We start from the raw sequence: 19,301 nt of genomic DNA, 5'->3' as shown, positions 1-19,301 counted from the left end.
GCTGGGAAACCGCCGACAATTGCAGTTGGGATCTACGATTCAGTTTTCCGCAACTGGGCCAACACCTGTCGCCCCAACGTCACCAACGCCAGGTCGTCGTTCATGGGGTGGTAGAGCCCGCCCCGCACATCCCGGTAGTACCGCTCCAGGGGCAGCCGTCGGCTCATGCTGGCACCGCCCACCACCCGCATGCAGTGATCCACCACGGCCACCGCGTTGTTGGTGGCCGTGTACTTGGCCACGATGATGGATTCCCCCAGCTCGCCACGCCGTCGCGGGTAGCGCGCCCAAAGCTCCGCCGTGTGGTAGAGATGCACCCGGGCCTGGTGCAGGAGCAGCTCCGCCTGGCCCAGCCGCCGCTGGATGCTTTCCACCTCGGCGATGGGTCTGCCCAGGCCGGTGGGCACCCGCTCCAGGGCAAAGCGGCCGGCAGCCTGGAGCGCGGCGGCCGCCACACCCACGTAGACGGCGCTCACCGTCAGGGGGAACCAGGCGTTGAACTTGGGGGCCATCTCGTCCTTGCGCTGGGGCGGGATGAAATGTTCGTGGGGCACCCGCACATCGGTCAGGCAGACATCGTGGCTGCCGGTGGCCCGCATGCCCAGGGCATCCCATGTCTCCACAATCTCCACGCCGGGGCCGGGCGTGACCACAAAGTGACCGACGCCGCCGCTGCCATCCTCCAGGGCGGCCATGATCACCATGTAGTCCAGGGTGGGGCTCATACTGGCGAAGTTCTTGCGGCCGTTGAGGATCCAGGCCGTGGGCTGCCCATCCGCCCCGACGATGGGGCGGGCCGTGGTCTTGGGCCGGCCGCCCCGGCTGGGGCTGCCCAGCTCTGGCTCGGTGGCGATGGCGTTGATCAGCGCCCCGCGCTGGACTGCAGCCCGGCAGAACTCGTCCAGGATGGGCTGGGGCCAGGCCCCACTTTCCAGCGCACCGCCCAGGGTCTGCATGTGCATGGTGAGGCTCAGGGCTGTGCTGCCGTCGCCCATGGCCAGGGCTTCCATGACCATGACCGTCTCCAGCAGCGATGCGCCCCAGCCGCCGTACTCCTCAGGCACCACCAGGGCCGGTAAGCCACTGGCCCGGATGTCCTCGAAATTTTCGAAGGGAAAAGAGCCGTCCCGGTCGTGGTCGGCCGCCCGCTCGTGAAAGCGGGCAGCCAGCTCCCGGGCCACCTTCACCAGACGCTCTTGCCTTTCGGTCAGTGGATACAGCACGAAACGCCTCCTGGCCAACGGTCGGACAGGGCTACACTAGCCATGGGCGCTGCGCACGGCCTCCACCGCAGCCCGGATGTTGGCCACGGGGGTGTCGGTGGGGATGACACAGCCCGGCCCCACCACCAGCCGGCGCCCCTGGGTCTGGGCCAGCGCGTCCTGCACTTCGGCGCGCACCTGTTCGGGCGTGCCGTGGAGCAGGGTCTGGCGGTCGTTGATGCCGCCCACCACGATGCCGGCAAAGCGGGCCTGGGCCTCCTGGAGGGTGGGCCAGGTCAGGCGGTCGTGCCAGTTGAGGAGCTGAACCGGATAGCTGGCCATCAGGTCGAACATGATGTCCTCACCGTGGACGTGCAACATGTTGAACTCCGTCCGGTCTTTCACCGCCTCCAGGACCAGGAGGTCGTAGGGTTGGCCGAACTCCCGGTATTCGGCCTCGCTGAGGAGACGGTAGGTGCTGCACTGGGTGGCCAGGAAGAAGCCGTGGGCGCCGGCCTCCACACAGGCCTGGGCGAAGCGGGCCGTGGTCTCGGCGATGATCTGCAGCCCGGCCTTGAATTCGTCCGGATGCTGGCGCAGGTCGGCGAAGATGCGGTCCCCGGCCAGCTTGCGGGCCGTGGTCAGGGGGCTGAAGAGGGTCTGGAGGATGGGGACGCTGTTGTCCAGGGCCTGGGCAGCCAGACGCAGGGCCTCCAGCTCCTGGCCGTACTGCCCCCGGCCCACGTCCAGTTGTTCCAGCTCGGGCCACTGGTCCGGGGCGGTGACGCCGAAGCGAGTGACGACCCGGGTGCCCACGTTGCCGGGCGCGTACTCGGTGGCCGCGCCCCAGTCGTGGACGCCGTAGGTGCCGGTGGGCATGAATTTGACCAGGTCGAAATCCCACTCCCGCTGCCAGCGCACCATGGCGTTGGCCAGGCCTTCGGCCGTGGCGTCTTCGTGGGGCCAGTGGCGCCACAGGCTGATGGGCACGTGGTCCACGGGCGCGCCCTGGGCGGCGGCCCGCAGCCGTTCCCAGTGGGTCATGGGTGAGGTCATGTCAGAAACTCCTTTTTGGCTTTGCTTGTCGACGGTACTTATCTACTGGCTGGAACATCACAAGGTTTTCTGCCGGCGGGGATCCAGGACATCCCGCAGGCCGTCCCCCAGCAGGTAGACGCCCAGCACCAGGAGCATGATGGCGGTGCCCGGTGCGATGGCGTACCAGGGGGAGTAGAGCATGTAGCCCCGGCCGATGCTGAGCATGGAGCCCCAGGAGGGCGCCGGCAGGGGGACGCCCAGGCCCAGGAAGCTCAGGGAGGACTCCAGCAGGACCGCCTCGGCAAAGGAGACGGTGGCCTGGACCAGCAGGGTGGCCAGGATATTGGGCAAGAGGGTGCGAAACAGGATGCGCCCTGGCGGTGCCCCCACGGCCCGGGCCGCTTCCACATACTCCCGATGCTTTTCGCTCAAGACATTGGCCCGGGTCAGGCGGCCAAAGACGGGGATGTTGACGATGGCCACCGCCAGCATGGCGTTGAAAATGCCCGGCCCCAGGACGGCCAGGATGACAATGGCCAGCAGGATGGCCGGGAAAGCCAGCAGGGCATCGAAAAAGCGCATGCTGACCGCGTCCAGCCACCCCCCGGTGTAGCCCGTCACCAGGCCGATGCTCACACCGAGGATGGAGGCCATGACCACGGCAATGGTGCCCACGCTAAAGGCCACCCGCCCCCCGTAGAGCACCCGGCTGAAGAGGTCCCGGCCAAACTCATCGGTGCCCAGGAGGTAGGTGCGGGAGGGCGGCGAGAGCTTGTCCGCGGCGTGCATCTCCAGGGGGTCGTAGGGCGCGAGGAGGGGCGCGCTGAGGGCCAGGATCAGCAGCGTCAAGGTGATGAGCAGGCCGACCATGCCCGAGCGGTGGCGCAGCAGAGCCCGCCACGCGGCGGAAAAGAGGGTTTCCGAAGGGCGCAAAAGCGCCTGGGCCGGCATGGCCGCTGCCCCGACAGGGCGATCTGGGGTGGGTCCAGCCACGGAGGGCATGGATCCCCGGGGGGCGGATCCTGGCGAGACAGAGGGCGTTGGACGCTGTTTCATTGTCGATCCAGCCGAATGCGTGGGTCGAGAAGGCCGTAGGTCAGGTCGGTCAGGAGGTTGACCAGGAGAAACGCGCAAACGATAAACAGGACGTTGGCCTGCAGGAGGGCATAGTCCCGCCAGCCGATGGCCTGAATGGTCAGCCGGCCGATGCCCGGCCAGGCGTAGATGGATTCCACGATGATGGCTCCGCTCAGGAGGTCCCCCACCTGCAGGCCCAGGATGGTCACCACCGGGATCAGGGCATTGGGCAACACGTGGCGCCACATCACCACCCGCTGGTGCAGCCCCTTGGCCCGGGCCGTCCGCACGTATTCCTGGTCCAGCACCTCCAGCAGGGAGGAGCGCAGATAGCGCATCAGTTTGGCTGCCACGCTGATGCCCAGGGTCAGGGCGGGCATCAGGATGGACTTGAGGTAGAGGGTCGGGTTTTCGCTGAAGTCCGGCCGGCCGGACGGCGGCAGAAGCTGGAGCTGCAGGCTGAAGAGGAGGATCAGGAGGACCAACAGATAAAAACTTGGGATGGCGAAAGAGAGGGCCGAGAAGGCCGTGGTAATCAGGTCGAAGATGCTGCCGGGGCGCAGGGCGGCCAGGATGCCCAGGGGAAAGGCGATCAGCACGCCGATGAGGGCCGACGCCAGGGCCAGCTCCACCGTGGCCGGGATCCGCTGGGCGATCAGGGCGCGAACCGGGTATTTGTTGATGTAGGAAGTGCCCAAATCCCCCGTCAACACATTGCGCAGCCAGATGAGATACTGGGTCCAGATGGGGCGAGCCAGCCCCAGCCGCTGTTCCAGCGCCTGGACCTGTTCCGGCGTCGCGTTGGGGCCGGCAATGATCTCAGCCGGGTTCCCCGGGATGAGGTGGATGATGGAGAAGACGGCCATGGAGACGATGAACAGTACCGGCACCATCTGCCACAGCCGTCTCAGGGCATATTGACCCAAATTCTGTGCCTCCCCTGTGCTGTATCAACGATACTACAGTCTGGCGTAAATACCACGGCAGAAATTCGGCGGCTCTACCTCTGGTGGATATTGTCGGCGAATTTCTGCCGGGATTTACGACTACAGTCTGGCGTAAATACCACGGCAGAAATTTAGCGGCTCTACCTCTGGTGGAACCTATCGGCGAATTTCTGCCGGGATTTACGACTACAGTCTGGCGTAAATACCACGGCAGAAATTCGGCAGCTCTACCTCTGGTGGAACCTGTCGGCGAATTTCTGCCGGGATTTACTACAGGTCCACTGCCAAAACACCGCCGCGGGGCAGGAACCCTGAAGGTCAGGTAGAGGCCCACGGCCGTAGGCCTCTACCTGACGCCCATGCCCGGCCGGGAGGCCGGCCCCACGATGTGGCACGTGAACGGCCGGCGCACCACACCCCGCTGGGCGCATTTACACCTCTCGGTATGGCTACCTGTCCAGCCAGGTCTCGCCCAGCCAGATGAGCCCATCCATGTCGGTGCGGAAGTCCTTCACGTAATCCCGGTGGGCGTAAACATCCTGCTGCCAGGCCACGGGGATGGTCCAGCCCTGCTCCAGCAGAATCTCCAGGGCCCGGTGGTAGAGTTCCTTGCGCTTGGCCTGGTCCGACTCGGCCCGGGCCTGGAAGATCACGTCCCGGTATTCGGGGAACCAGGTATCGTCCTCGGTGATGCCGAAGAAGTTGCGGAAGGGCCGGCAGCAGGCCGCGCCTTCGAAGAGGCCGCTGGGATCCACCGTGGCCTCGCCCGTGGCGTGGGAGACGATGGCGAACTGACCGTCGAAGAGCTTGGGCCAGTACTGGGGCAGCTCCGTGGGCAGCAGCTCCACCTGAACCCCAATGGCCGCCAGGTCCTGCTGGTAGACCTGGGCGATGTCCAGATGCGGACCGCCGGTCCCCCGGATCATCATCTCCGTGGAGAAGCCGTCGGGATAGCCTGCCTCGGCCAGCAGCTCCCTGGCCCGTTCCGGATCGTAGGTGTAGTAATCCTCCAGGTCCGGCGCGTAGGCCCAGGAGGTGGGCGGGTAGGGCACCTTGACCGGGATGGCCTCACCGTGGAACGCGGTCTGGATGATCTTGTCCCGGTCGATGGCGTAGTTCATGGCCTGGCGCACCAGCACATTGTCAAAGGGCGGGGTGCGCACATTCATGATAAAGGCATAGAAGCCGAAGCCCGGCGGCGTCTGGCCCACCACGATGCCCGGCTCCTGCTCCAGGGCGGCCTTGTCGATCAGGGGGACGCCCATGAGGGCCTCGATGCTGCCGGCTTTCAGGTTCACCAGGCGGGCCTGCTCGTCGGGAATGGGCTTGACTACCACCCGATCCAGATAGGGCAGGCCTTCCCGCCAGTAATCCTCAAAGCGCTCGGCCACCATCTGGTCCCCGGGCACCCACTCCACGAACTTGAAGGGACCGGTACCCACCGGCACGGTCTCGATGGTTTCGGCCGCTTCCTGGGGGAAGATGTAGAGGCGGGCGATGCCGTCCAGCTTGGACTGGGTCACCTCGCTGTAGTTGATCCTGACGGTGTAGTCGTCGATTTTCTCCGCGCCCGAAGCCGTCTGGAAGCGGTCGCTCAGGTGGTGGCCCAGCTCCTCGTTCATGGCATACTCCACCGACCAGACCACATCGTCGGCGGTCATTTCCCGGCCGTTGTGGAACTTGATGCCCTGGCGCAGGTGCAGGGTGATGGAGAGGCCGTCTTCACTTTCCTCCCAGGATTCGGCCAGCCAGGGCTCAAAGGTACCCTCATCGCTGATGCGGATGGGCGCCTCGAAGAAGGTGGGCTTGATGTTGTGGTTGGTGACGTCGAAGTAGGGATGGAACGTGACGAAGTCTTCACCCAGGGACAGGGTGAGGGTGCCGCCGGCTCGGGGGCCTGCGGGTTCGGCAGCGGCCTCCTGGGGTGCGGCCGGGGCGCCGGCAGGCTGCACCGGCGCAGCGCATCCTGTGCCGATCATGGCCAGCAGGAGCAGGACGGTTACGACAAGGGTCCATCTGGATTGCATAGTTCCCCTCCTTGGTGGGATCCTTGACCAGGCCAGCCCGTGGGGGGAGTTGCTGGCCCGACGATGAGAACGGACGTCAGGCTTTGTGTTGTCAAAATGACACCGCCTCCTAATTCTAAACTTAATAGGGGATGTGTTCAAATTGATTCAGCCTGGCAACATTGTTTTTTGAATTACCCTCTGGGCACTGCTATAATTGCAGGTTGCGGTTTTAGACGGTTTCGGACGCCCTGCCGTGGCATGCAAAGCCAGATGGCTGTGATACAATCCTGGGACGACACACAGGCAGGAGCGCTCACATACAGGCGTTTAATTCAGTTGATCCAGACAATCGGATTCAGATATCCATCGACCATATAGGAGGAAAGCGTGCTGCAACGCCAAACCCAAACAGCAGCTTTCTGGCGCGACCAGTTTGAGGTCACCTCAGACGATTTGGACTTTCTCTACAATTTACTCCTGGATGCCCAATCGCCCAAAACGCTCAAAGAGCTGGCCATTGCCCTCATCCAGGAATATCTCCGTCGAGAAAATGCCAGGATCGAGTCGGAGCTGTCCAAAGGTACGGTTTACCTGCCGCGTGAACACTACGAAGTCGGCCAGCGTCTGGTCTTCCCGGCCCTGGACTTTGCCCTGGGCGAGGTGGTAGACATCCGCACCGGCCAGAACCCGGAACACGGGGAGTTCGAGGTCATCAAGGTACGCTTCCCCGATAACGGCACCACCCGGGAGTTTGCGGCCAGCCTCAAGACCCCCCATCGCCTCAACCAATCCAACGGCGACCAGCTCCTCAGCCAGGAGACGCTGCTCTCGCCCGAGGAGATCTACGCCCTCTACCAGGAGGACATCGAGGACAGCATCCTCTACGCGCTGGAGGAGGGGGAACGGAGCGACGAGTTTGTGGAGGTGGACGGCAACTGGCTGCTGGCCGACATGCTGGCCGAAGTCCACATCGGCCACCTCAACATCGCCGAAGCCATGATCGAGGTCCAGGGAGAGCCCCTCTCTGCGGAGCAGCTGCTGGCGGAGATCGAGCTGGACGACAACGTCAGCCACGCCATGCAGATCATCAGCCTGGAACACGCGCTGTCCAAGGACGAACGCTTCGACCCGGTGCGCCGGGGAGATCAGCGCCTCTGGTTCCTCAAGCGCCTGGAACCGCCGGAGGTGGTGCAGATCCCCCTGGTGCTGCAGCCCACGTCCGTCCGTTACAACCGGGCCCTGCTCAGCGTGGAGCTGCTGCAGCTGGAATGGGAGCTGGACGACGAATGGGGCGAGAGCAGCCTGAGCAGCGAGCTGCCCAGCATCGTCCCCAACACCACCCTGACCCTGACCTACCCCCACCGGCGCTGCGGCACCCTGCCCCTCAACGGGCGCACCCGCAGCTTCTTCCCGGCCGGCAACGAGGGGCGCTCGCTGGTCACCCTCATCGACGGCCGCTGGGGCACCCACTACACGGGCTGGGTGGTCCACAACGGGCGCTATGTGGCCGGCCTGGCCAAGTGGATGGACGACCACGCGCTGCCAGTGGGCGCCTTCATCACGCTGGAACGCACCAGCAATCCCGACGAAATCGTGGTGGACTACCGCACCCGTCGCTCCAAGCGGGAGTGGGCCCGCATCGCCAGCGTGGACCCCGAGACCCAACGGCTGGTCTTCGAGATGAACAAGGTGCCGGTGGCCTGCGAGTACGACGAGTACCTGATCGTGGCAGAACAGGATCCCGAAGCCATCGACGCGCTGCGGCAACAACTTCACCAGGCCAATGTGGACCTGGCCACCATCGTGGATCAGATTGTGCCGGAACTGACCAAGCTCAGCCCCCAAGGGACGGTGCACGCCAAAACCGTCTACAGCGCGGTCAACATCCTGCGCCGTTGTCCCCCCGGCCCCATCTTCTACCAGTTGATCGCCAATCGCAAGTTCCAGGACATGGGCGGCGGTTTCTTTAGCCTGGCCTGAGCCAACCTACGGGAGAGAAGCATGAGTCAAAAATTAGCCCTGCGATCGCTCACACGGTTTCGGCCCACGGTGGACACCAAGTTCCACATCGATTACGAATGGTGGGAAGAGAGCGGCCGCGACTTCCGGCTGTATCTGCGGGATCAGCTCTGTGACGAATGCCGGGAGCGCTTCGCCGATCACCACAACACCGAAAATGTGGACTGGGTAGATCCGGACACGGGCGAGGTCCATCAAACGGACGCCCTGCGGGAATGTCTGCGCACCCGCTGCGCCAACGACCCGGACTATATCAACGAACGGCTGCCCCTGGCCTCGGCCTGCTTCCGGGTCTTCCTGGCCAACAACAACACGCCCCTTTCGCCCAACGAGCTGCATCAGTTGCTGCCCTGGCTACCGCCGGAACGGATCCTGCGCACCCTGGGCGGCAGCCAGGTCTACCTGGGCCTGCGCCCGGTGGCCGAATAACCGGCCGCCCACCCGGGTTTGCAGCACGCACGATAAAAGCGGCGGGAGGTGTTGACCCCTCCCGCCGTTTCGCGTCCATCGCCTGCCTCGGATGCAAACAGGCCACTGCACCAGCCCGCCCCACCCATACGCCCTACTCACCCGGCGGGCGCCGGGTCTCCCATCCCTCCTCAAAAAGGCGCAGGAAATAGGTGTCGCTGTACGGGTGCTTCTGGGCCTCCTCCTCGTTCAGCTCCACGCCCCAGCCTGGGGTGTCGGGCACGGTCAGGTAGCCATCCTGCACCCGGGGCACGCCGCTGAGCAACTCCCAGGTCCATGGCTCCAGGGAATCGTCGAAGTTTTCCTGGATGAGAAAATTGGGGATGGAGGCATGGAGGTGGGCGTTCATGGCGGTGCAGAAGGGACTCTGGGCCTGGTGACAGGCCACCAGCGCGTCGTAGGCCTGGGCGATGGCGAAGGCCTTGCGGGCCCGGGACGGCCCCAGGGTCTAGGGCTCCGGCTGGATGATGTCGATCACCCGGTAGGCCAGCAGGTCCGCGAACTGACGCAGCTCGTGGAAGGCCTCGCCCAGCACCACCGGCACCCGGATGGAGCGGGCCACCTCCACATGGCCGGCCAGGTCGTAGGAGCGTACCGGCGTCTCAAACCACATGGGGCGAAACTCCTCCAGCCGGCGTCCCACCCGAATGGCCGTGCCCACGGTAAAGCGGTCGTGCCCCTCGATGAGGATGTCCACTCGGGGCCCCACCGCCTCCCGCACGGCCGCCACGATGGCGATGGCCAGGTCCTCGCTCTCCGGGTCGATCTGCTGGTAGGCGCCGCCGAAAGGATCGAACTTCAGGGCTGTGTAGCCCTTCTCCACCATCTGGGCTGCCCGCTCCGCGAAGGATTCCGGCGTGCGTGGGCCCCGGTACCAGCCGTTGGCATACACCCGCAGCCGCTGGTGGTGCTTGCCGCCAAAGAGCTGCCAGCAGGGCACCCCCAGGCTCTTGCCCAGGATATCCCAACAGGCCTGCTCGATAGCGCTCATCCCCTTGGAGGTGCCCAGGAAACGGGCTTTGTGCAGCTTGTACCAGACGCGCTCCGGATGGCGGGGATCCTCGCCGATGACGTGTCGGCGCAGCTCTTCCACATCCCCCAGGGACGGTTTGGTGGCCAGGCCGCCGGTGGCTTCCCCCAGGCCGGTGAGCCCCTCATCGGTGTAGAGCTTGACGAAGACCCAGTTCTTCCAGGGATTACCCACCACAAAGGTCTTCAGATCGACGATCTTCATCCTGCCTCCCTTAACCGGTGCAGCCTTGGGCCGATGATTGAAATCATCGGCCGGCACACCCCCAGTGCGTTGAAACGCACTCAACGGGGCGAATGCCCCCCGGCTTGAATCCGTTTTCAAGGGATTTCCTGCCCCAGCGAGGCATTTCCATGCCTCGTCCTCGGGCGAATGGATGTCCCACGGTTGAATGGGGTCCCACCATCCGAGGGGCACAGCAGGCGGGTTCACGCGCCCCACCGCAGGTTCGGCCTCCCGGCCGGACAGGGGTGCAAGCACATTTTCTGCACCCCTGTCCCGCAAGGATGCGTGACCTGTGCACGGCTACGTACCACACCACATGGGCCTATTTGCGCCGTTGCGCGCTACGCGTCCAGCGATGACACCCTGGCCGTGCTGAAGAAGGGACGCTTCCGGCCCAGGCAGATCTTCTCGCCCACCATCTGGACCCGGCCCGTCAGGCGGATGTCCGCCGACGAACTGCCCACCATCACCTCCAGCTCGCCCGGCTCCACCACCCGCTCCATGGCCGGATCCAGGTACGAAAGCGCGGGGATGGGCAGGTCGAAGGTGACGGCCACCCGCCGGCCCGGCTCCAGGGTCACCCGCCGGAAGCCCTTCAGCTCCTTCACCGGCCGGGTGACGCTGGCCCCCCGCAGGCGGATGTAGAGCTGGACCACCTCGTCGCCCAGACGCTCGCCCACGTTGGCCAGGGTAAAGCGCACCTGCAGAGTGCCGTCGGTCGAGACCGGCTCGGGGGTGATCTCCAGGTCGCTGTATTCAAATCGGGTGTAGCTGAGCCCATGGCCGAAGGGGAACAGGGGCGCCACCGTCTCGTCCACGTAGTCGCCATAGAGGAACGAATGGCTGCCCGAAGGCCGGTGGGCATAGAAGATAGGCACCTGGCCCACGGAGCGAGCCACTGTCACCGGCAGTTTGCCCCCCGGGTTGACATCCCCGAAGAGCACATCGGCGACCGCGGGGCCGCCCTCTTCGCCGGGGAACCAGGCCTCTACGATGGCCGGCACGTGCGCTGCGATCCAGGGGCTGGAGACCGGGCGGCCGTTGATGAACACCACCACCGTGGGTGTGCCCGTCTCCACCACCGCCCGCACCAGCTCTTCCTGCACGCCGGGCAGGTGCAGGGTGGCCCGATCCCGAAACTCGCCGCAGGTGCAGTCGGGCGTCAGGCCGGATTTGTCGCCCACCACCACGATGGCCACGTCGGCCCGGCGAGCTACCGCCACTGCCTCGTCGAAGCCGGAGGTGTCGGAATCGTTCACCCCGCAGCCGGGCGCGTAGAGCACCTCGCTGCCCTCGCCCACCTTCTCCCGGATGGCCTGGAGCACGCTCTTCATGGCCGGGTAGATGTCCTCCAGGGTCAACGACTCGGGGATAGGCGTGTCCATGCCGCCCCGCTCCTGCAGGTGGGCCAGCAACTCGATGTGGGCCGGGTAGCTATAGTCGCCCAGCATGTTGCGGATGCTGTCCCCGTTGGGGCCGATGACCGCGATGGTGCCCGGCTGCCGGTCCAGGGGGAGCAGATCCCCCTCGTTCTTGAGCAGGATGATGGACTTCTGGGCAATGGTGCGGGCCAGCTGGCGCTGTTCCGGCGTTTCAAAGACCTGGGGGGCCGCTTCCTCGTCCACGTAGGGATGTTCGAAGAGGCCCAGGGCAAACTTCATCTCCAGCACCCGGATCACCGACTGGTCCACCAGGGCCGGATCCACCGCGCCGGTGCGGACGCCCTCCACCAGCGCGTCGCTGTAGCAGTCCCGGCTGGGCAGCTCCACATCGATGCCGGCCTGCAGGGCCAGGTGGGCGGCGTGGGTCTTGTCCCGGGCGTAATGGTGGTAGTCCACCAACTGGTTGATGGCCATGTAGTCGGAGACGACGAGCCCGTCAAAGCCCAGCTGATTCCGCAGGATCTCGGTCAACAGCTCCCGGGAAGCGCCGCAGGGAATGCCGTCCAGCTCGTGGTAGGCGTTCATCATGGAAGCCAGGCCCGCCTCCTGGATGGCGGCCTCGAAGGGGAACATGAAGACTTCCCACAGCTCCCGGGGCGGGATGAAGGCCGGGGCCCAGTTGAGGCCGCCCAGGGTGAAGCTGTAGCCCAGGAAGTGCTTGCCTGTGGCCACGATCCCCTGGCGCAGGTCGTCGGTCTGCAGGGCCTGGACATAGGCCACGCCCATGCGGGCCGTGAGGTAGGGATCCTCGCCGAAGGTCTCCTCCAGCCGTCCCCAACGGGGATCCCGGGCGATGTCCAGCACAGGCGACAGGCCCTGGTGGGCGCCCACGGCCCGCATCTGGGTGCGGATCACCGCGGCCATCTGGGCCACCAGCTCCGGTTCCCAGGTGCTGGCCACGCCGATGATCTGGGGAAAGCAGGTGGCGCCCCGGCCCATGAAGCCGCTGCAGCATTCCTCGTGGATCAGGGCGGGGATACCCAGCCGGGTCTGCTCCACCAGGTAGCGCTGGATGGTATTGGCCAGTTCGGCAGTTTGCCGTGGTGCGGCGTTGCTGGCGCCGGCCACCCGGGTGATCTGGCCGATGCCGTCGCCCAGTTTGGCCGCCGCCTTCTGGGGGGAGAAGGCCAGGTCATCCAGGACTTCGTAGACCCAGACGCTGGTCAGTTGGGCGACCTTCTCCTCCAGGGTCATGTGGGAGAGAAGATCCCGGGCCCGTTCCTGGGGAGAGCGGGCAGGGTTCCGATAGATGGGTGTGGCAGTGGTGTGGTCGGTCATGGTTGTCCGATATCCTGTGGATTACAAGCCCTTCAAGGCGCCCGCGGTCAGGCCGGCGATGAACTGGCGTTGCATGAGCAGGAAGACGGCCACGATGGGCAAGGTCCCCAAAAAGGAACCGGCCAGGATGGAGCCGAAGGGCGTCTGATAGGGGCCATAGAGCACGGCGATGCCCAGGTTGACCGTGTAGAGCATCTTGTCCTGCAGCACAATGAGGGGCCACAGGTAGTCGTTCCAGGCGGCGTTGAAGGCCAGGATGGCCAGCACGCCAAAAGCCGGCTTGGAGACGGGTGCCACTACCCGCCAGAAGATGCCAAACTCGGTGCAGCCGTCGATGCGGGCCGCGTCCATCAACTCGTTGGGCACCTGGATCATGAACTGGCGCATGAGGAAGATGTAGAAGGGAACCACCGCAAAGGGCACAATGATGGCCCAGTAGGTGTTCAGCCACTTTAACGTGGCCATCTCGATGAACAGGGGCACCAGCAACACTTCCAGGGGCAACATGATGCTGACCAACACCAGCAGAAAGCCCACATGCTTAAAACGGAAATCATATTTGGCAAAGGCAAAGCCCGCCAGGGAGGACAGAAAGATGGCCAGCACCGACCGGCCGGTGGCCAGCACCAGGGAGTTGATCATCCAGCGGACGTAGGGCAGTTCGGCAAAGAGGTAGCGATAATTTTCCAGGTAGAGGTTGAGCCCCAGGACGTTGGTCACCTTGTCCGGGTAGAGGGTTGGATCCACCAGGCTCTTGGGGTAGAAGGTCAGGGGCCAGCTCCAGATCTCCGTGTTGGGCTTGAAGGTAGAGACGATCATGTAGAAATAGGGTGCGGCGGTCAGGAAGATGCCAAAGAGCAGGATGGCGTTGACCACGATCATCCCCAACAGGTTGGATGTCCGCATCCCCATCTGAAACCGGCGGCGGGCTGGCGTCTCCACCATGGGTGTTACGTCAATAGTCTCCATGGGTCAGTCCTCCCGAAAGCCGCGGAAGAAATAGAGGTTGATCAACGACAGGGCCAGGATGATGACCACCAGGCTGTAGCCGATGGCCGAGGCATAGCCTAGCTTGAAAAAGCGAAAGCCCGTGAAATAGAGGTACATCACCATGGTCAGGGTGGCATCCGACGGGCCGCCGTTGGTGAGGAGGAAGGGCTGGGTGAAGAGGCTGTAGGAGCCAATGATGGACTGGATCACCACGAACATGATGATGGGTCGCATCAAGGGGATCACAATGCGGGTCTGAATCTGGACGGCATTGGCGCCATCCATCATAGCCGCCTCGATCACCTCGTCGGAGATGCCCTGAAGCCCGGCCAAAAAGTAGAAGGCATTGAAGCCTGTCCACGTCCACACGCCCAGGATGATCACAGCCGGCATGGCCCAGCGGGTGGAGGAGAGCCAGGGAATGGCAGGCAGGCCGATACTCTGGAGCGCAGCGTTGAGCATCCCGTAGTCCTTGTCCAGCACCAGCACGAAGATCAGGGAAATCACCACCGCGGAAGTCAAGACCGGGAAGAAGAACCCCACCCGATAGAGGTGGGTCAGGTGCCGGGCGTAGCGGGAGTTGAATGCCAGGGCCAGCAAATAGGCCAGCGGCAACTGGATGAAGACGCTACCCAGCGCAAAGTAGGTGGTGTTCCAGATGGAACGCAGGAAACGTTCATCCTGCAACAGGGTTTGATAGTTCTGGAGCCCTACCCACTTGGGCGAACTCAGGCCCGTCTGCTCCTGGAAACTGAGCAGAAAGGAATAGATCACGGGATACAGAAAGAACGCGGCGAAGAGTATGAAGAAGGGCGCCACAAAAACGTACGGGGCAATCTGTCGCTGGCGCCGGTACCACCACTCGCCCCAGCGGACCGGTTTCACCTGTGCCTGGACCGCCATTCGCAATACCTCCTCATCGTCTAAAAATTTACCTCCCCCCAAACGGGCCCCGTTCCACCGGGCTGCCTCCCCTGGCCATCAGGTTGCATCTCCAGCTCTGAGAATCGGGCACCCTTCCACCCTGTGGGTTGAGATGGCATTCGAGCCGAGGGGGGCGGGGCACCAGTAGGCCAGGGCCCTTCCTGCTGGTACCCCGCGATCTATAAGCTATTGCAGCCTGCTATGCGCCGATCAACTTGTCGACCTCGGCCCGGCAGTTGGCCATGGCCTCTTCCACGGGCATCTTGGTTTCTTCCGACAGGACTGGCGTGATGACCAGGCGCTCGAAAGCATCGGTCACTTCCGGCCACCAGGGGGAATTGTTCAGGGGCGGCATGTGGGGGGCAGCTTCGGTGATGAAATCGGCTGGCCGCTGGTTGTTGAAGTAGGGATCCTGGAACTGCAGACGTTCATCTTCCCACGCCGGCTTCCAGGTGGGGAAGAGGTTCTGCATCTCGAAGCCCAGCAACACGCCGTCATTGGTCAGGTTGCAGAAGCGGATGAAGTCCCAGGCCACGTCTGGGTGCTGGCTCTGCTCGGTGATGCAGGTGCCGGTGCCGCCGTGGGTACCGCTACGGGCGCCGCTGCCATCTTCGAAGAGGGGCAGGAGCTGCATCTCCCACTTGCCCTCCAACTCGGCTGCATTGTCCTTCATGAAGCCCTGCATCCAGGGAGCGCCCATGTGGATGGCAAATTCGTCGGCCATCATCTGGCCGTAGAAGGCCTGATCCTGGGCCCGCTGGACCGCGATCTCATCCTCCCAGCGCCAGTTGGCCAGCATCTGCATGACCCGGACGCCGCCCTCGTTGTCGAAGGAGGGGTTGCCGTCGGAGTCGAAGAATCCGTTGAACGCCTGGGCAATGATCCACCAGTAGTCCCAGGAATCGATGGCCAGGGAGACAAACTTCTTGCCCGTGGCCTCCACATATTGCTGGCCGGCCTGGGTCAGCCCTTCCCAGGTGTCAAAGGGATATTCGATCCCGGCGGCCTCCAGCAAGTCGTGGCGATAGAAGAGCAGGCAGGCGTTGAGCTCATTGCCGATGCCGTAGTACTTGCCCTGCCAGCTCCACGGGCTCAGGGCCGAGCGCAGGTAGAGATTGTCCTCGATCTCCGCGATCTGGTCGTTCAGGGCCACGAAGCCGACCCGCTCACCCTTCACATACTGGCCGAAGCGGGAAATCTCGATGTCGGCGATGTCGGGGGCGCCGGTGCCGGCGACCAGGGTGGTGGCCACCTTGTTGTGCATTTCCTCGTAGGCGATCTCCTGAATATCGATGGAGACCTCTGGGTGTTCCTCCTTGTAACGTTCGGCCAGGGCCTGATACCACTTGTTGCGGTTGGTGGCAAAGCCCCAGAAGGTCAGGTTGATGGCCTCGGCTGCCGGAGCGCCGCCTTCCTCACCGCCCGCCGCAGGAGCAGGGGCGGAAGGCGCACAGGCGGCCAATACGGTGCCACCGGCCACCATGCCGGCCATCTGCATGAAGCGACGCCGGCTCAACTTGGCATTTGGGGTAGACATGGAAACCTCCTTTTCAATATCCTACGAGAACGATTGAGGGAACGTGGAACAGCAGAGTCAACACCAAACTGCACGCCACGATGTAAATACACGACAGCCCAGGACGACCCAGGAAGACAGGAGAGCGTCGACGAAGGGCTGCCGGGATTTACCCAGGTGAACAAACGGCCACGCGAAGCCGGCCGGGCAGGGCAGACGGGGAGCCAACAGGGAGGTGGCCGGCCATCCACAGACCGGGTCCCCCTCACCGAGCGGGCGGCCCGCACGATTCCCGGATCACCAGTTCGGTGGCCACCTTGTGCACCGCCGCCACCGGCTTTCCGGCCATGGACTCAAAGAGCAGATCCACCGCGGCCTGCCCCATGCCCTCCAACGCCTGATCCACCGTGGTCAACGGCGGCGTGGTCCAGGCCGACTCGGTGATGTTGTCGAAACCCACCACCGACAGGGCCTGGGGCACCGGGACGCCCAGATCCCGAGCCGCCTTCAGGACGCCGATGGCCGACTCATCGTTGGCGGCGAAGATGGCGGTCGGCGGCTGCGCCAGGCTCAACAGCCGCTGGCCACAGGCATAGCCCCCCTCCCGAGTAAAATCTCCCCGACAGACCAGGGTCGGATCCAGGGATATTCCCTGTTCCATCAGGCTGTCCCGGTACCCCTCCCAACGGCGCACGGCGCTCTGGAGATCCGGCCGCCCTCCCACAAAGCCGATGCGCCGGTGGCCCAGCTCGAACAGATAGGCCATGGCAGCCCGGGCGCCGGCGTAGTTGGTGGAGAGGACCGCCGGCACCTCCACGCCGTGACGGTTGGGGTCGATGACCACCACCGGCCGCTCTGAAGGAAAGGTGGTGGCGTGGGGCGTGAGCACGATGGTGCCGTCGGTCAGGCCGCTGTTGAGCAGGTGAACGTGGCGCTGCTCCCGCAGGGCCTGATCTTCCTCCCCATCGACCCGGCTGCTGGTGAAGACCAGCAGCTCATAGCCCCGCTCCTCCACCGCGGCGCTGACACTCCGAATGACCTGGAGGGTGAACGCGCTGCGCAGATCCGGCGCCACCACGCCGATCACCCCCGTCTGCTGGAGACGCATGCTGCGGGCGGCCAGGTTGGAGGCGTAGTTGAGCTCCTCGATCACCTGGCGAACCCGCTGGTAGGTGGTCGGAGAGACGCCGTCCCGGTCGTTGAGGACGCGCGAAACCGTAGAGACAGAGACGCCAGCCGCTTTGGCGACATCACGAATGGTAATGGTGGATTTATGCATGATGGGTAGCTGGGAACGTTATCGGAAACGTTTTCGTTGCCGCCATTATAGGCCATTTCCCCACCCCTGTCAATCCCTCATTTTTTTCGAAGATCCTCTTCACAAGTTCTAAAAATTCCCTGGCTATACTGGAAGTGTTCCCAATCGGGGAGCGGAGAAACGGGCCCAGGCCGGTCCTGGAGACCCGCCAGTTTCTCAAAATGAAGTCACTTACAATTGGTACTGTAACGGTACTGTAGCAAAGGAGCGTCACAATGACCCACAAACGATGGAAGCAACTGCTGATGGGCGGAGCCGCCGCCCTCACCCTGACAGCCGGTGCCCTGGCAGGCATCAGCGCCAGCGAGGGCGTGGCCTTCGCCCAGGCCCAGGACACCGCCACCGCCCAGTCGGTCCAGCAGCTCGACTTTGGCCGCTCCGGTCGCGGCCACAGGGGCATGGGGCCCATGGGCCAGCAGGGCGCCGGAGTCCCCTTCGGCATCCAGCGTGCGGACCACGCCCAGGCCCTGGCCGACGCCCTGGGCGTCACCCTGGAGGAGCTCCAGGCCGCGGTCACCCAGGCCCAGGAGGCAGCCGTCCAGCAGGCAGTGGATGACGGGCTCATCACCCAGGCCCAGGCCGACCGCATCCTGGCCCAGATCACCGGGGATTCGCCAGGCCTGCGGGATTTCCGGGGTGTGGGCGCTGCCCTGGCCCGGCTGGGGGTAGACGTGAGCACCATCGACTTCCAGGCCCTGCTGGCGGAGCAACTGGGCATCACCGTGGACGAGCTGCAGACGGCCCAGGATGAGGCCTTCGCCAGCCTGCTGGCCCAGGCGGTGGAGGACGGCCTCCTGACTCAGGAGCAGGCCGACCAGATCCAGGCCCGCCATGCGCTGCGCCGCTACCTGGATGAGAGCAACCTGCAGGAACGCCTGCGGGCCGTCTACGAGGAGACCATCCAGCAGGCGGTGGAAGAAGGGGTCATCACCCAGGAGCAGGCCGACCAGATCTTGAGCCAGCCCGGGCCGGGCTTCGGCTTTGGCCGAGGCGCCCGTGACGGCTTCGGGCAGGATGGCTTCGGACCCTATGGCTTCGGCCGGGGCGGCCGGGGGGACTTCGGCCCCCGGGGCTTCCAGCGGGATGGCCGGCGGGGCTGGTCTGCCCCGGGCTCTGCCCCGCAACAGGGCACGCCCAGCCCGGAGGGCAGCAACTACCAGCCTGAGACTTCCTCGGACCTGACCAGCCTGTAACCGACGGTCAATCCAAAGGTTCAAGCAGGAGGGGGGGACGCTCTGGAGCGTCCCCCCCTCTTCTTTATTTTCATTGCGGTCTCAATTGTCACTATCTTGGCACTTTAGTTTTCCGCCACAGGTTCCACGGATTACACCGCATCTGAAGATGCGCCTTTGCGTTCAAAAATGCCCTTTTTGCAGGGGAGTCATCAATGGCACTATCTTTGCAGATCCGATCCACACAACCCAGGCGGATGAAAGGATAACGACGGCTGCGCCATATGTAGGGGCGAATCATGATTCGCCCTACCGCCTACGACCTGGTGCCCGTTTCCGTAGGGGCGGGCCCCCGTGCCCGCCCGCTGTCGAACCAGCCACCCACGGCGGGCCAGAGATCCGCCCTACGCACGTGTTGCACCCAATCCGGACAGGTGCAGGGACGGCAACGGCTGCACAGCGACGGGGTCGGCATCTGAGGATGCCGACCCCGCGTCGCAATGGTTGGCCAGTGGCGGAGTGAGCATCCTCAGATGCGGTGTAATCCGTGAGATCTGTGGCTGAAAATACAGTGCAAAGATAGTGGGGTCCGTGACCCGCCCGTTGTCGCTGAAAATAAAACGCAAAGGTAGAGGGTTTCTGTCGT

Annotated in this window: 13 protein-coding genes and 1 pseudogene; 3 read left to right on the top strand and 11 right to left on the bottom strand. The window is 64.3% G+C overall.

The features are described from left to right. Nucleotides 1-32 precede the first annotated feature (32 nt). From FKZ61_RS12220 to FKZ61_RS12200, 5 genes are all read right to left on the bottom strand, one after another. Entirely contained in the window at nt 33-1,223 is a 1,191-nt protein-coding gene (locus FKZ61_RS12220; RefSeq protein ID WP_170199627.1) for an acyl-CoA dehydrogenase family protein, read from the bottom strand. A 36-nt stretch (nt 1,224-1,259) separates the two neighbouring features. Beyond that, a complete protein-coding gene (locus FKZ61_RS12215; RefSeq protein ID WP_141610405.1) occupies nt 1,260-2,258 on the bottom strand; it encodes a uroporphyrinogen decarboxylase family protein in 999 nt (332 codons plus the stop codon). Between the two features lie 57 nt (nt 2,259-2,315). Then, nucleotides 2,316-3,233 carry an ABC transporter permease gene (locus FKZ61_RS12210; protein WP_211358533.1) on the bottom strand — a complete coding sequence of 306 codons (918 nt, stop codon included), beginning with the start codon at nt 3,231-3,233 and terminating at the stop codon, nt 2,316-2,318. A 59-nt stretch (nt 3,234-3,292) separates the two neighbouring features. Then, entirely contained in the window at nt 3,293-4,243 is a 951-nt protein-coding gene (locus FKZ61_RS12205; RefSeq protein ID WP_211358532.1) for an ABC transporter permease, read from the bottom strand. Nucleotides 4,244-4,713: 470 nt separating this feature from the next. Next, a complete protein-coding gene (locus FKZ61_RS12200; protein ID WP_141610404.1) occupies nt 4,714-6,291 on the bottom strand; it encodes an ABC transporter substrate-binding protein in 1,578 nt (525 codons plus the stop codon). A 369-nt stretch (nt 6,292-6,660) separates the two neighbouring features. Between FKZ61_RS12200 and FKZ61_RS12195 the strand changes: the two genes are divergently transcribed. Together FKZ61_RS12195 and FKZ61_RS12190 are read left to right on the top strand one after the other, a co-directional pair. After that, entirely contained in the window at nt 6,661-8,253 is a 1,593-nt protein-coding gene (locus FKZ61_RS12195; RefSeq protein ID WP_141610403.1) for a hypothetical protein, read from the top strand. 21 nt (nt 8,254-8,274) lie between these two features. After that, nucleotides 8,275-8,721 carry a hypothetical protein gene (locus FKZ61_RS12190; protein WP_141610402.1) on the top strand — a complete coding sequence of 149 codons (447 nt, stop codon included), beginning with the start codon at nt 8,275-8,277 and terminating at the stop codon, nt 8,719-8,721. Nucleotides 8,722-8,854: 133 nt separating this feature from the next. Here FKZ61_RS12190 and FKZ61_RS12185 read toward each other — a convergent pair. The 6 genes and pseudogenes from FKZ61_RS12185 to FKZ61_RS12160 all read right to left on the bottom strand — a co-directional run bounded on the left by FKZ61_RS12185 (nt 8,855) and on the right by FKZ61_RS12160 (nt 17,444). After that, a pseudogene (locus FKZ61_RS12185) lies at nt 8,855-9,994 on the bottom strand (mandelate racemase/muconate lactonizing enzyme family protein). Nucleotides 9,995-10,356: 362 nt separating this feature from the next. Next, nucleotides 10,357-12,735 carry a glycoside hydrolase family 3 N-terminal domain-containing protein gene (locus FKZ61_RS12180; RefSeq protein WP_141610399.1) on the bottom strand — a complete coding sequence of 793 codons (2,379 nt, stop codon included), beginning with the start codon at nt 12,733-12,735 and terminating at the stop codon, nt 10,357-10,359. Nucleotides 12,736-12,756: 21 nt separating this feature from the next. After that, a complete protein-coding gene (locus tag FKZ61_RS12175; protein WP_141610398.1) occupies nt 12,757-13,704 on the bottom strand; it encodes a carbohydrate ABC transporter permease in 948 nt (315 codons plus the stop codon). Between the two features lie 3 nt (nt 13,705-13,707). After that, complete coding sequence (locus FKZ61_RS12170; protein WP_141610397.1) at nt 13,708-14,628, bottom strand: carbohydrate ABC transporter permease; 921 nt, start codon at nt 14,626-14,628, stop codon at nt 13,708-13,710. A gap of 220 nt (nt 14,629-14,848) precedes the next feature. Then, a complete protein-coding gene (locus tag FKZ61_RS12165) occupies nt 14,849-16,186 on the bottom strand; it encodes an ABC transporter substrate-binding protein (RefSeq protein WP_141610396.1) in 1,338 nt (445 codons plus the stop codon). Between the two features lie 244 nt (nt 16,187-16,430). Then, entirely contained in the window at nt 16,431-17,444 is a 1,014-nt protein-coding gene (locus tag FKZ61_RS12160) for a LacI family DNA-binding transcriptional regulator (RefSeq protein ID WP_141610395.1), read from the bottom strand. A 254-nt stretch (nt 17,445-17,698) separates the two neighbouring features. Here FKZ61_RS12160 and FKZ61_RS23980 point away from each other — a divergent pair, with 254 nt between their 5' ends. Further along, a complete protein-coding gene (locus FKZ61_RS23980; protein ID WP_141610394.1) occupies nt 17,699-18,676 on the top strand; it encodes a hypothetical protein in 978 nt (325 codons plus the stop codon). Nucleotides 18,677-19,301 lie beyond the last annotated feature (625 nt).

The organism is Litorilinea aerophila (genome assembly GCF_006569185.2).
GTDB classification, from domain to species: domain Bacteria; phylum Chloroflexota; class Anaerolineae; order Caldilineales; family Caldilineaceae; genus Litorilinea; species Litorilinea aerophila.
Note: the sequence above shows the minus strand (reverse complement) of the source record. Positions and strands in the feature narration are given on the sequence as shown.